We start from the raw sequence: 14,866 nt of genomic DNA, 5'->3' as shown, positions 1-14,866 counted from the left end.
GTTATGGACTTATAAAAAGGCAGTTAATTTTACAAAAAAAGCTTTGCCTTTGCAGGTTCGATTGGCCGTCCCGGACGATTGGCCCTAGACCCGCATAGACCACAATTGGGAGGCGGAACGCCTTGATGGAGAGCCGGTCTGGGCGCACACAGTCAAACACAGGAAGAGCGATGCCTTGCCAGCAAAGCCAGCACGCCTCAACCACATTCAGACCCCTCCGCGGGCAGTGGGCGAAAACGATCCCGATTGTTGACTGCAGGCCTGGTTATGAGAACGCAGTCATTTTCGACCAGTAGTAGCTTTCCGTCCGGTTGATGGATCCCCAACCCCGCCTCCTCAGAACATATTGAGCGCCTGAGGGCAAATTTTTCGTCGCGTACAGAGAACAGCTCTTTTGCGGCTGTTATGGAATCAGCCTATGCCACTAGATGTGACTCATTCCATTGAAATAGTAATTTTCATGAACTTGCCATAAAATATTAAGTCTCACTTACGCGGAAAGCTAATGGATAAATCGGAGATGATTTGTCTTTAAATAAGCGAACCATTATATGCTAAAGCGTTAGTTTGCAGATAATGGATTAATTTTTTTAACAAACTAAAAATGAGGTGTATTATGAAAATTAGACAAATAATAACGGCAGTAACGCTTTTGCTGTTGGCTACGGGCAGTGCTTTCGCCAGACCCGACTTCCGCCAACACATCCAGCGCGTGGGTTCGCACTCCATCCCGCACCCGCAAAATCATGCGCGCGGCAGTTCCAACAGCAGTAAGGGTGGAGCATCCTATACAGCACCAGAAATTGATGCGGTCTCCGGAACCAGTGCGATCGCTTTGCTAACAGGCGTTTTGTTGCTAGCGGGTGAAAGAGCTAGATCTAAACGCTCTTAACATTCCTCGGCATTAAGATTGGAAGCCGGGTCAGAACGCAGTTTTCTGACCCGGTTTGTCTTTAGTAAATCATGCTCCCTGTTGTTTCGACGAAACCATTCTTCGACAAGCGCTTTAGCCCCGAACGCAACGAAGGTTCAGACCTAAGGGAATCGATGTTTCAAGCGCCTAAATTATTTTATGCACATGGCTTTAGTGAATGAATTGTGATGCAAGGTTACGTACTCGCCCCCCCGAAGAAGTTTGTGATTCGCTGGATTTTGCTTCTGGTAATATTCGCACTCGAACTCGTGGTGTTAACCGCTCGGTATGAAGTGCCTCCTCTCTTGGCAAATGATGCCAATTGGTCAGCGTGGCTGTTCCATTTTTCGAAAGAGATTTGGCCGGCAGTTCTCTGGATTATCGGTGCTTATCTCATTATCCTCAGCCCTCGGCTTAGGATTATTCGCAACGATTTACTGAACCACCTGGTTGAATATCGCTGGCAGGTCTGGCTAGTATGCCACATCCTCGCTCTCGCTGCGTTCGCAGTTGTCACCGCGCTCATCTTTGAAACACCTACCAATCCCGCCCATCTTTCGGCGCCCTGGTTTTCTGGTTGGTTTGCGCTGGCAAGCGCAACACTGCTGTCATGGTTGCTCGCCCTAGCTCCTGGATATTTTTGGCTGCGGCTGGCTCGCCAAGAGTGTGCGGCATTGCTCTTGGGATGTCTATTGGGAATAGGCGCCTGGATTCTCATGCGAATGCTCGGTCAGTATGAAACTTCCATTCTCTGGCAAAATGAATTTTGGAACTCTCTGGCCATGCCTACCTTGCAGCTCGTCCATTCGCTGCTTGGCTGGTTTTATGCTGATCTCGTCTATCAACCGGAGACATTTCTTTTAGGCACAGACTCTTTCCAAGTAGAAATCAGTTACGCCTGTTCGGGTATCGAAGGCATATCCCTGATTACTATATTTCTCGCCCTCTATCTTTGGCTATTTCGCAAGGAGCTACGCTTTCCGCAAGTCTTCTGGCTTTTCCCTCTTGGAATAATCGTTATCTGGCTGGCCAACGCCGTGCGCATCGCCATGCTGATAGCGATCGGCGCATCCGTCTCCCCTGAAGTCGCACTCAAGGGATTTCACGCGCATGCAGGCTGGATAGCCTTTACTCTTATTGCAATCAGCTCGATTGCTCTATCGAACCGATTGCAGTTTTTTGCCGTTACCGAGCCAGACTTGCCCATGGTTAAAGCCAACAAATCTCTTGCCGCCGCCCTGATCGTTCCTTTCTTGGTTCTGATGGCGGTCACGATGATTACGTCAGCTTCCACCTTCGGCTTTGACATCCTATATCCCCTACGCGTTGTGGCTGTCAGTATACTGCTTTACTATTTTCGCAAGTCCTATAATAGCCTCAGTTCGAACTGGACTTGGCAAGCAACCGCCATCGGAACTGCTGTATTCATAATCTGGATGTTACTGGAGCCAAATGTTGACAGCAGCAAGACTCCCTTATCACAAGGCTTGGCGGAACTTACAAGCGAGTCAGCAGCCATTTGGCTGATTTTTCGTGTGCTCGGCTCGGTAATCACCGTGCCTTTGGCCGAGGAACTTGCCTTCCGCGGTTACTTAATCCGTAAGCTGATTGCGAAAGACTTTGAAAATGTACCTCCCGGACAGTTCACCTGGTTTTCGTTCCTGCTCACATCCATACTTTTTGGACTACTGCATGAGCGCGGGGTTGCTGGCACTCTGGCCGGGATGGGTTATGCTTTGGCCCTTTACCGCCGTGGGCAACTGGGAGACGCCGTCATTGCCCACATGACGACTAACGCGCTGATTGCCATATTCGTCTTGTCGCAAGCAAGATGGTCTTTATGGTCATGACAAATCACTCCTCTCCACAACTTTTGATCATAATGCTATGGGCTCACGAAAAACTTTTCTGATTGTCGGCGGTGGTTTGGTCGGATTAGCCACGGCTTATCGGCTCCTGGAGCGATTCCCGCAGGCAAACGTCACCTTGCTTGAGAAAGAGTCTGCCGTCGGTGCGCACCAAAGCACGCACAATAGCGGCGTCTTACACGCGGGTCTCTATTATGCACCCGGCTCAGCCAAGGCAAAATTAGCCGTAGCCGGCATTCAGCAAATGACAAAATTTTGCCGTGCGGAAGGTATCCCACATGAAATCTGCGGCAAGCTCGTTGTGGCCGTGACATCCGAAGAACTGCCACGGCTGGATGAATTACTCCGGCGCGGTATCGCCAACGGACTGCAAGGGTTACGGAAAATCGATGCAACTGAAATGCGAAAAATCGAGCCCTATGTCAATGGTATCGCCGCCGTGCATGTGCCTGAAGAAGGCATTGTCGATTACCGGCAGGTCTGTGATCGACTGGCTTTCCGTGTACAAGAAAGCGGCGGGCACATCGTCACGGGCGCAAAAGCCACAAGTCTCGAACGCAAAGCCAGGGGATGGATCGTCAGCACGACGAAGGAGGAATTCAATGGCGATTTTCTAATCAATTGCGCAGGGTTGCAATGCGACCTCGTCGCCAAACTGGCAGGCGAGCAGCGAGATATACACATTGTTCCATTTCGCGGTGAATATTACCTCCTCAAACCGGAAGCCCAGCATTTGGTGAAAAATCTGATTTATCCGGTACCCAACCCACAATTCCCATTCCTTGGCGTCCATTTCACACGGATGATTCAAGGTGGCGTGGAGGCCGGTCCTAACGCGGTTCTCGCTTTTGCACGCGAAGGATACCAATTAACAAATTTTGACACCCGCGACATGCTGGATACGCTGTTTTTCCCCGGACTCTGGCGTTTTCTCCGTAAATATCCGGCTATGGCATGCACCGAGTTGATTCAGTCATGCAGCAAAGCACATTTCTGCCGTGCACTCCAGCGACTGGTGCCAGACATTCGCACTATTGACCTTGCACCCGGCGGTGCGGGTGTTCGCGCGCAAGCGATGAAACCTTCGGGGGATTTTGTGGATGACTTTTATCTAGTAATACGGCAGGACGCCTTGCATGTGCTTAACGCTCCAAGTCCTGCCGCTACAGCTTCACTGGCAATTGGCGAGTACATCGTTAATCAATTGTCGAACTGAAAAATTCAATTTTAAAACGCTGCCAGTAAGATTCTCGTTCAGCGCCTACCGTATGCGAAATAGTTGCGTTACAAATAGACTAAACTTATCCAAGGGTTACCATGCAGGAAACTCATTCAGTCAGTTCTTGTAACAAAATATTTCTTCTATTGACTTCTAGCAATGATACCCTTATAAATTGAATAAAGACCTGCTCAAAAACGTACGGGAAGAAATTGGAAATTTTCCTCAGCAAACGCCTGCAATGCCTCGTGACACCAAGAGAAGCTATCGCAATGGGATAGGACACTAAAGGGCTGATTTTCCATCAGGAATCGGGGGTTTGAAATCTTGCAGCCCCAGCTTGTTGGTCAATATATTGTTGAATTTACACGACGATTTAGGATAACTAGCAAATGAATACGTCCACCTCAAAGAGCTTGATATTTCCATATAATAATGGCTATGTTTTCGCCTTTTTTTTCGGCTGCATACTGTGGCTGTCCAATCAGGCTTTCGCCCTGGCTGGTGACAGTTACCGCCTTAACCCAGGCGACAAACTGGAAATCACCGTTTGGGAAGAGGAAAAATTGAAACAGGAGGTCGTGGTGTTGCCTGATGGCACGATTTCTTTTCCCTTAGTCGGGCATGTCGCCGCTGCCGGCAAAACGACCGAGGAGTTAGCCAAGTCGCTGCGGGAACGTCTGACTAAATTTATCCCCGACTCCGAAATAAATGTCAGCCTGATGGCGGCCGAAGGCAATGTTATTTATGTTACCGGTCAGGTCACTAAGCCGGGGAAATTCATAATGAAAGGCCCCACCGATGTGATGCAAGCCTTGAGCATGGCTGAAGGCTTGACGGCATTTGCCAAAAAAAACAGTATTATCGTTTTGAGGCGTGAAGCAGACGGCCACACCCGCTCCTTTCCCTTCGAATATGGCGACGTGGAAGATGGCGAGAACATAGAATCAAATATTCTGCTGCAAAGCGGCGATACTGTCGTTGTACCTTGAATTATCCGAGAAAAGCATGTACTGCGACCGAAAAATAGCATTGCTTGTTGTAGCCTGTAGTGTTTCCGGGCAAGATGTAGACGCCGCCGAATGGGCTTTGGAAGGAGCCTTGGGGCAAGAGCTTCAGTATAACGATAATATTTCATTAAATCCTATCCGCAAAGATCCTGTTGTTGGATACCTTTTGACTCCAGGATTCCAAGCCACTCGAAAGTCAGGAGTGTTGGACCTTGCCTTTGGCGGACGGGCGGACATTCGTCGTTATGACGATCAGCGTTGGGATTGTGATAATTTTAACCTGGACGCTAACAACAGTTATCGGAAAAATCGCAGCGTTTTTAGCTTAACTGGGGGATACGGCGTGAGTTGCTCCTATAACCTACAGCTCACGGATACAGGCGTAATTTTGCCTAACAATCAGGCTGAAAACTACCGGCTGGCTCCTTCGTGGACTTGGCAATGGACGGCTCGCGATCAGTTGATCCTGGATGCTTCTTACTCCAAAACAAGCTATAGCAGTACACAAAGCGGCATCGCTTTAAACAATAATTCATCAATTTTCAGCGGCAATGATAACTACACCGTTCACTTAGGTGGAAAGCATGAATGGAGCCAACGCCTCTCCCTAAATGAGAAACTCTATTTTTCCAACATCCAATACACAGGGTCGAACACTTCGACACAAAATCTGTATGGTTTTCAACTCGGTGCGGATTACAAAATTGATCGCTTATGGACAGTTGGCGCAGGCGGAGGCCCCGTATGGGTTGACACCCAGCCCGGTTCGAATGATACCTCCTCTATACAGAATTCCTCGATGACGCTGGGTCGTGTCGCAAACATCAATTTAAACTACAATGGACAGGTGACTGACTTCTCTATCGGTTATTCTAACACCGTTAACCCAAGCGCTATCGGCCAAACGCTGCAAACCCAATCCGCCTTCGCTAATTATTCATACCATCTAACCCGGGATCTGATGCTGGATCTTTCTAGTAGCTATTCACTTAGCCAATCGATCGGCAAGTCGACTGATAATTCAAACACTCAGTTTAATCGCACTTACTTCACTGGGGCCGCCGGCCTTACCTGGGAACTCGAGAAACACTGGCAACTCAAAGGCAGCTACGTTTACCGTTGGCAGAATTACAAACAAGACCAGAATTTGCAAAATTTTAACGTAGGGACGAGTGATTCTAACCTCGTAATGCTTTTTCTAAACTATTCCTGGGATGGAATTAGAGTTTCCCGTTAACTTACCGATCCGGCCAGGCGCCTGCACTACTCCAGAGAAAAGATCAGCTTGACCCTCGGGCATTTTTATAACTTATCCTAACCACTTTACCGTGGAACTAAACTGCCTCTCTAACCCCGACGCAAAAACACCCATCCAGCCGGCCAGCTATAGATCCCTTGATACCAGTGCGCCCACATGGAAAACACCGTGCACATCATGAATGCAAAAATCAAGCGGTTTAGGTTTACTAACGCCTTATTTTCAACAACTGTGCCGCCTGTCGCCGCTTTAACCAATGGACCTAAGTCATTGTATTCGCTCAAACTAAAACTGATAAGACGGAACCACCCTAGTAGCTTTAAAACGGGTCTGGGAATCTGATCCAGGGAGATGAGATTGAGGAGAACTTGAATCGAGTAAACACCACTCAGCAAAACAGCCAGCGTACCGATACCCATCGCCAACAAGGGCGGCAATGCATAATAGCTACAGAAAACAACTGTGATTAAGGCAAGAAAAAGGAAACTCGTTTGTAAATTGGCATCAGTCCAGCGAAAACCGCTGAGCCTCCTCACAATTACGTAGATCATAAGTACATGAAACACATACGATCCAAAGAACGCGATACCGGCGCCTTTCAAACCGAAAGCACTTACACTAAGCCACGCAAGGCCAAGATAAACGACAGTCCAAGCCAACTCGGAAAATATAATCAGGTTTTGCACGCCTTTGGCCACGATAATGAAGCCCATAGGCCAAGAAATCACGCGCAGGGTCATACCCAAACATAGCCAGCGCAAAATTTCCACCGCCCCTTCGAATTTAGACGTATAAAAGAGTGCGATGACCAGTGGTGCGAATGTCAGGGTTCCTATCACACCCGGACCTGCCAGCAACAAACTGACATGGGCCTGCTCATTCACCACACGGTTGCATTCGCTGTTGTCCCTGGCGATTGCAGTTAAACGTGGATAAAAGTCCGCTCCCATAGCCTGCAAAATGAACCCGATATATAGACCTCCCAATGCCCAAGCCGCTTGGTACAACCCGGCAGCATCGAAACCGACCTTGCGAACGACGATGAGACGCACTACATAGGCAGCCCCGGTCATCAACAGACCACTGGCCATGAATGCGAAACCCAGCTTCAACATGGCGCCAGCCTCCTGTCTCACTTGGGAAGTTGATATTGAAGGTGTTTGTAATTGTATTTTCCGGCTATACCACCAAGATGCGATAAGCGACATTGCGGCAAGAAGCACCAGCGAAAGCACTAACCCATCTTCGCGAAAGAAATATACCACAGTGATACTGATGATCGCCCCGAAGAGCGTACCCCATACACCCATCTTAGCCATATCAGAAATGCAGCGCATCCCCTGAAGCAGTGCGCCCTGCCCTGCGGACACGAGACTGAAAAATACGGCAATTGACAGCAATGCGACAGCGGCCGCGTGTTGATCGTTGCCAAAAGTCAAGGTGGACACGGGCCCGGCAAATATGACCAGCACAGCGGCGCCAAGTAACCCGAGCAAGATTGATATGCGCCGCAGCACTACAGCAGTTCGCGCGATCCTATCAGTGTCGCTTGAACCAACCGCCTCGGCAATCTGCCGCACACCACTACTATTAATGCCCATGCCAGCAACGCTGATCGTAAGGTCCGAAATTGATCCATACAGGGCCATCAATCCAACGCCTGATGGCCCCAGCAACATCGCCATGACCTTGGTACGAACGATCCCGATGGCGATGTTCAGCAGAGATGAACCACCAATCACCGCCGAAGACTTCAAAATCTGTCCGTAGGTATGCTTCTCAGCCATGACGACTCCTGGTTAGCAAGATGATTTGCGGAATGGAGCCAAGCATCCGTTCGAAAACAGGTAACTATGGCTCCCACAAAAAGGCGCTTGCGAAATATCTTGGGCTCGCGGCGCCAGCTTTAGCAATGGTGAAAAGGAATATGACTTCGCAAAACGCATTTGTTGAAACCGAAGGTAATGACAAGTACAGCCAAGGTCAGTTTTGAGTCTCACCTGCATGCTATTGGTCCACACAAAACATGGAAAATCTTTGGGTTTGAATCTGTTAACGCTAATGCCTCGGGTACTGGCTCAAGGAATCGGTCACTGCTCCGGAACGGGGAGCACTGATGTGACAAAACACACATCGCTTGGACAGGAATGCGATTTATCGGCATGGCGCGTTCCTAATAAATTTCAGTATAGAGACCCTTTCCGGAGCATAGCATGGATAGTTAATCCGAATTATTCATAAAAATGGCAAGCTCCAATCTTAATGAGTGTTACACCCATAAAGCTTCGGAAGGAGCCATCCCATAAACTACCCTGTTTTCAGCCTGCTATCGGCCGTACAGCGTGCGCTTGCTTAGACAGCGGCGCGTCCTTCCGATTTGAGGCTGTTGCTCAAGCTCAGTATACATGGCCGCACCTTTGCCATAGCTTGCGGCTCGGCTCGGTAAAATGTTACGAAAAATGAGTTTCTTCAACAACCTATTTGCACGCAAGGACTCTATGCAATTTTGGATGGCTATGCAATCCAAGGATCCGTGATTTCCCCTAGCCCTGGCGCATCTGGGAACTACTCGACTTCCCGCCTCGAAACGAAAAATGCAAAGACGGTGGCATCAATCTCTGCATAATCAATTTTTTAATTTAAGATTTATTTAATGTTTGTATACTATCATCCTTCTTCAGAGATTATTAAGCTTTTTCTAATTTGTTTTTAAGGAATACACCTTATAGCCTTCTGTAAATGACTCATGCCGAAAAGAATACGCTTCGAGGACATGACGCACAGCCTGTGCAATGCCCCAATCCAGCATGAACTACGCTATTTCAAAGAAGCCAACGCTAGCAATCATTGGCCAATTCGACTGAGCGAATTCCTGATGGAAGACAAAAAAGAGATAGCGGCCACCGCGATTAACACTCAACCACCCAGATTGCTACGGCGAATTAGTATGGTCGAGCTTGCGTGGCTTTCCCGAAAGCCCGGCGGAACCAAAATAGAGACTCCGCCCGAAATAGCATCCGCCACCAACCTGCTCAAACGATTACGCGATTTTCGTAAAGAGAGTTGGCGGCTTCCTAAGCCTTCTATATCTTTCGCTCCGATTGGGAAACCAACAAGCGTCACGAAGGCTATCATTTCGCCCCCCCTGATATTGTTTTTGCCTAGTTCAGGTCGAATCGACGATGCGGGACTATCGATAAGCTGAAAAATTAAAAAACATGGGCAACCGCAGCAAAATTTTTGCTATGGATTGGCTTACCTAAAAAAATAACGTTGTATAGACACTCGAAACTAAGGTTAGTTTCAGATTGTTGATCCTGTTTTATGTCCTCCTGAAATGATCACGGTCGGCGAACAGGATCCCGGAACAATGGCTCTCAAATCATGATTGAGAACCTGGTAATCAAATTTTTATCGTATAGAGAGGTGTATAGAACTTAAATATTCAAGACTACCAAATCAAATCAAATCAAACCAAACTTTCAAAAAAATTCAAAAACATATTGATCTGATCCTTATTCGCCTCATCAAGGGATCCATGCCCTCCGTGATGGCTTTAGGTAAGTGCTTAACAACAAGCCGACCGGCATCGAGTTTCTGCCACGCGTATTAGCTTGCACCGTTTAAAACTATGCATGTGACCTTGTCGTTAAACGCTTAAAAATCACCAACCTCAGCCCGACTGATTTTATAAGTCTGGCATTCAGCTACTATCTAAACAATGAATATTTCCTTTAGTATGAGCACTTCCCTGCGTGAGCTATGCCCGCGCTTTTTATTAACCTTATTTGCCCTGTCTTTTTTCAGCGGCAATTTATTCGCGGGAACCGTAAACCTTGCCTGGGATCCCAGCACGTCCTCCAATGTAGGGGGTTATAAAGTCTCTTACGGCACCAGCAGCGGCAATTACACCTCAACCATCGATGTGGGCAACAAGACCAGTTACGCGGTCTCGGGGCTACAAGAGGGCGCTAAACTCTATTTCGCTGCAAAGGCCTATGATACGAACAAGACCACCGAAAGCGCTTTTTCCAATGAAGTCAATTTGACCGTACCTACCACGACGACGGCATTAACGGCGACTTTCACACCGGGAAGTCCCATTAGCGTGGTCCAAGGCGCGTCTATTACTTTCACGGATACCACAACTGGCACAGTGACGAGCAGGAAATGGGATTTACCCAACTCTAATGCTCCGAACTTCACTTCAACTGCCCAGGCTGTCACGGTGAGCTATCCTAACGTCGGGACATACAACGTCACTCTGACGGTAAACGGCAGCGCTAGCACGACCAAACCGGTTAATGTGACCGCTGCACCTACGACCTCAGGAACTACCTCAGGAACTACCTCAGGCACGACTTCAGGCACGACTTCAGGCACGACTTCAGGTACGACTTCAGGTACGACTACACCGACCAACGGTCTCGTAGCGGCCTTTGGCTTCGAGGAAACCAGCGGCACGACGGTTACGGACGCCTCGGGTAACGGCAATAACGGCACGATTCAAGAAGCCGTTAGAATCACCACCGGCCGTTATGGAAACGCGTTGGACTTTGATGGCGTCAACGATTGGGTCACCGTCAATGACAGCGCATCGCTGGACTTTTCAACCGGCATGACCCTCGAAGCTTGGGTGTATCCAATGTCACAGACAAATGGCGGCAACACGGTCATACTGAAGGAAACATCAGGGGCTGAGGTTTATGCACTCTATTCCGAAGAGGACACCAATCTGCCTGTATCTTATTTCAATGATGGCAGTTACCGTGCCGTCACCGGTTCGAACCGCTTGCCGGTGAATACATGGAGTCACCTTGTCGCGACCTATGATGGACAATATCAGCGGCTTTATGTAAACGGTGCCGAAGTCTCCAAGAGCGCAGCGAATACTCCGATTAAAACATCCAACGGCGTGTTGCGCATCGGCGGTAACAGCCTGTGGGGTGAGTATTTCGATGGCAAAATCGATGAAGTGCGGATCTACAATAGAGCCTTGTCGGCAACGGAAATCAGCTCTGATTTAAAAACTGCGGTGGGTGCTTCAAATAGTGTCTCTACACAGGAGAAATTTATCCTGGGTGACAAGAACGAAGAACCGTGGATCCAAAACGAACCGCAAGGTACTGCACAAGCGTTCCAGTCAACGCCCGCGCAGTCCGGCGTAGTATCCAGTGTTCAGATTTATCTGGATGTGAGCACCACCGCAACAAATTTGGTTGCCGGCATCTATACTGACAATTCCGGTTATCCGGGGACACTAATCGCAAAGGGCAATTTGAGCACGCTGAAACTTGGCGCGTGGAATTCGGTATCGATTCCTGATGCCTCTGTTACTGCTGGCAAACCTTATTGGCTTGCAATACTGGGAACAGATGGTCAAATTGGTTTCCTTGACCAAGTAGGATCGTCAACCGGTTTGATGGCACGCACCAGTCATCGTACGGTACTCACAGACTTGCCCGCTACATGGACAGCTTCGAGTTATGGATATAACACCAATGCGGCAGTGTCGATTTATGGCAACGGAAATTGACATCCGGCCATTGATCGCATAAACAGCATATAGGCATAGATGAAGCGGGCAGCACATTGGGTGAGGCTCGCTTCGAAGCTCAAACTTCACTCATACGCCTAGTTACCGCAATAGGTCTATTTAACAACTAGATCCGAATCATTTACCGAGGTAACGGTAACGGAGATAACTTATCCGCAATACAGACGAATTCAAAAGTAGAATTTTCTCGTATGATGAAGCGTAGGAGTGTTACTAACAAATATTAAATTACGGACATACCTATAAAACAGGGCAGTCTATTTTCTCAATACAAAGAAATACTTAAATGAATATTCATATATCAAAAAAAAATATCATCTTCTCGGAGAGCCTTATAAGGCGCCCAGAAAAGGAATTATTTTACTCTTTAACACATAGCTATACGAACATGAAAAGAACCATATTTTCACTAAAGTTTACAGCACTAATTTCTCTATGCATTTTGAGCTATGGCGCAGAAGCCGCAAATTGGTATGTAAGGCCCAATAGCTCAACTTACGGCACAGGAAATGGTAGCAGCTGGACCAACGCATGGAGTGGCTTTTCGGCAATTTCTTGGGGAAGCGTCTCATGCGGCGATACTATTTGGGTTGCAGGGGGAAAATATACGCAAAACCTAAGCCCTGCAAAAAATTGCACAAGCGGATCGCCTCTTACCATTGCCAGAGCTCGTAGCGATGCCTCGGCAAGTACTTCGGCAGCGGGGTGGAGCAGCAGCTTTGATTCAACAGTCGAACAGTATCTATCTTCTATAACTTTCGGCAGCTATAACTACATCACGGTTTCAGGTCGTTCTAGTGCAAAACCATCAGATTTCGGATCGTACGGATGGCTGATAAATTTCCCTGGCGTTACGCAGGGAAAAGGTATTGAATGGCCTAACGGTTCAACTGGCAGTTACATTACCGTCGAATACATGGAGATTCGAGGCCCAGACATCCTTGGATTTACTAATGACGGCCGTGGTGTAGATGATACCCCATTTTCAACTGCCACTAATCATACTTTTAGTCATGTAAAAATATCTGGATGGGAGTCAGGCTTATATGTTGCGGGAACAAATAACCATGTGTCAGAATATATGGATATATCCCACATACAATCAGATGGCGTAATGCACCCTAATATATACTACTTATTGGGCACTAATAATGGGATAATTAGAAACTCACGCATATATCATAATTGCGCCTCTGGTGTTGGAATTGGATTTAGTGATGGCGGCCCATGGGATAATTGGAAAATATATGGAAACACCTTCTACGATAATACTAGCGCGTTTTGTTCTGGCATTGGGTACGTTCTTGGGATTCAAGACTCACCCATTACTGGATTAAAGGTATTTAATAATACATTCAGCAACAATGATGCAATCATAAATCCTGGCCCTGGCTGTAGTAGTGGCTGTGAAGTTCGGAATAATATTTTTCATGGAAAGGGCGGCACTCTTAGTCTGGGTACTGCAACAAATAATATATCTACCAGCTCCGATATATTCGCAAACCTGTCTAAACAAGACTATCATTTAACGTCGACGTCACCTGCCATTAATGCGGCCACCAACATCGGGTCTCCGTATAATATTGACATGGATAACATTACCAGGGGCGCAGACGGCTCATGGGACATTGGGGCTTATGAGTATACAAGCGGAGGATCCACCCCTTCCGTCCTGCTTGCACCGCCTTCCAACTTGAAAGTCATGCCATAGAGCACTTTACTTTGACACCCGCCCCTCGCTTATTAATTAACGGCTATATCGGTTAATCAAGGCGGGGGGCATACCGAGAAATAGAATACGATTTTGTTACAGCCTGAAATATGCTCAAAAGATTTGGATGATGCATATTCAGGCTGTTTTTTTAGTCGATTTTATCAAATAATTACCTGGATTTTCATCAGTGATGAACGTCTCAGCTAACCCTGACCATATCTGTTCCTCATTCCAACATAAATTCCTGGGATCCAGTCGATAGACAAATCACCCAGACAACCTGGTGAGTCATTCGGAACCGCGGAAGTCGAAGCTGTACACTGAGATGCTACAAAATCCAAAGCGCTTGGTTACGAGCTTACAATTAACTTTTTCCACCAGTGTGAAATTTTCGAGAGTTGTTCTTTTCTTAAATAGACTATTTTCTCTGGCTGTAACAGAGGACTTCGACCTGAAACGTTCCACCAAACATACCCACAGAAGCGGATGGCGCTGCCGATCAATACTGGGCTTTCCGCAATACGCCTCGCACACTTGAAAAATTCAAAGAAGGGATGAGACCCGAAAGAGGCATCCATCATTCCTAACCGAAACAATCCTCGCCATCTTCCATCCGAACTAGATGTCGGTCGATAGTGAAAAACAGGTAATTCTGGGCAGGCTATAACCTCCCAGCCCGCTATTTTTGCATCCACTTGGGCCAGCCAATCCTCTCCCCCGAAGTGCATTGGGATGTATCCCCCAATCTGCTCATAGCAACTGCGGCGGAACATTTGTATGCCACCTGCGACAGAATCCGGTGAATTGCTTTTTCGGCAAGCCCAACCACTCTTTGAGCGTTCATAGATGTAACCGCCAGCGATACCAAGTTTTATGTTACCCCCAAACTTGCATAGAATTTTCTCGTAATAATTTATCTCCTCAGGTGCGATGTCTGCATCCTGAACACCAATGAAGTCAAATTCGAGTTGCCGCGCCAGTTCGTATGCCGCGTTGATTGCCCTATCCTTTGATCCGAAACTACGCTTGCCAATATTATTAGTGGAGTAAAGACGAATGAAAGCATACGTATCCGTATAACTCTGCACAATCTCTCTAGTTTGATCTACGGAACCATCATCCATTATAAACCATGCCAGCGGAAGTATGCTTTGACGCAGTACCGATTCAATCGCCTTACTGATATATAGCTCCTCGTTTTTAGCGGCCGTCAATAAAATATAATTGCCATACATTTTGTCACCTGAATATGAATATATACCTAGATTATTGTTAAGTTACTACCATCAAGAACTACTCTATCACTCTTCCGATCACTTAGTCGCCG

The 14,866-nt window shown here is 47.4% G+C and carries 9 protein-coding genes; 7 read left to right on the top strand and 2 right to left on the bottom strand.

The window, feature by feature from the left end; translation table 11 throughout:
• Positions 1-604: 604 nt before the first annotated feature.
• The 5 genes from METLA_RS23880 to METLA_RS0101085 all read left to right on the top strand — a co-directional run bounded on the left by METLA_RS23880 (position 605) and on the right by METLA_RS0101085 (position 6,247).
• Positions 605-892, top strand: a complete 288-nt coding sequence (locus tag METLA_RS23880; protein WP_084480033.1) for a VPEID-CTERM sorting domain-containing protein — start codon at positions 605-607, stop codon at positions 890-892.
• A gap of 209 nt (positions 893-1,101) precedes the next feature.
• The gene (gene xrtE, locus METLA_RS0101100) at positions 1,102-2,763 is read left to right on the top strand and encodes an exosortase E/protease, VPEID-CTERM system (RefSeq protein WP_024296790.1); all 1,662 of its coding nucleotides are present in this window, start codon (positions 1,102-1,104) and stop codon (positions 2,761-2,763) included.
• Between the two features lie 37 nt (positions 2,764-2,800).
• Entirely contained in the window at positions 2,801-3,997 is a 1,197-nt protein-coding gene (lhgO, locus tag METLA_RS0101095; RefSeq protein WP_024296789.1) for an L-2-hydroxyglutarate oxidase, read from the top strand.
• Between the two features lie 395 nt (positions 3,998-4,392).
• Positions 4,393-4,992, top strand: a complete 600-nt coding sequence (locus METLA_RS0101090; protein ID WP_024296788.1) for a polysaccharide biosynthesis/export family protein — start codon at positions 4,393-4,395, stop codon at positions 4,990-4,992.
• Between the two features lie 16 nt (positions 4,993-5,008).
• Positions 5,009-6,247: a hypothetical protein gene (locus METLA_RS0101085; RefSeq protein WP_024296787.1), complete on the top strand. Its 1,239-nt coding sequence runs from the start codon at positions 5,009-5,011 to the stop codon at positions 6,245-6,247.
• Between the two features lie 110 nt (positions 6,248-6,357).
• Here METLA_RS0101085 and METLA_RS0101080 read toward each other — a convergent pair whose 3' ends face one another.
• Entirely contained in the window at positions 6,358-8,055 is a 1,698-nt protein-coding gene (locus METLA_RS0101080) for an O-antigen translocase (RefSeq protein WP_024296786.1), read from the bottom strand.
• Between the two features lie 1,934 nt (positions 8,056-9,989).
• Between METLA_RS0101080 and METLA_RS0101065 the strand changes: the two genes are divergently transcribed.
• On the top strand, positions 9,990-11,804 hold the full coding sequence (locus METLA_RS0101065; RefSeq protein WP_024296784.1) for a LamG-like jellyroll fold domain-containing protein: 1,815 nt from the start codon (positions 9,990-9,992) through the stop codon (positions 11,802-11,804).
• Positions 11,805-12,111: 307 nt separating this feature from the next.
• Positions 12,112-13,536: a right-handed parallel beta-helix repeat-containing protein gene (locus METLA_RS22345; RefSeq protein ID WP_152539343.1), complete on the top strand. Its 1,425-nt coding sequence runs from the start codon at positions 12,112-12,114 to the stop codon at positions 13,534-13,536.
• 353 nt (positions 13,537-13,889) lie between these two features.
• Here the strand turns inward: METLA_RS22345 and METLA_RS0101060 are convergent, their stop codons facing one another.
• Complete coding sequence (locus METLA_RS0101060) at positions 13,890-14,774, bottom strand: glycosyltransferase family 2 protein (RefSeq protein WP_024296783.1); 885 nt, start codon at positions 14,772-14,774, stop codon at positions 13,890-13,892.
• Positions 14,775-14,866: the final 92 nt, after the last annotated feature.

The organism is Methylomicrobium lacus LW14 (assembly GCF_000527095.1).
Lineage (GTDB): Bacteria > Pseudomonadota > Gammaproteobacteria > Methylococcales > Methylomonadaceae > Methylomicrobium > Methylomicrobium lacus.
The sequence above is the reverse complement of the archived record's forward strand: the minus strand, read 5'-3'. Positions and strand labels throughout refer to the sequence as shown.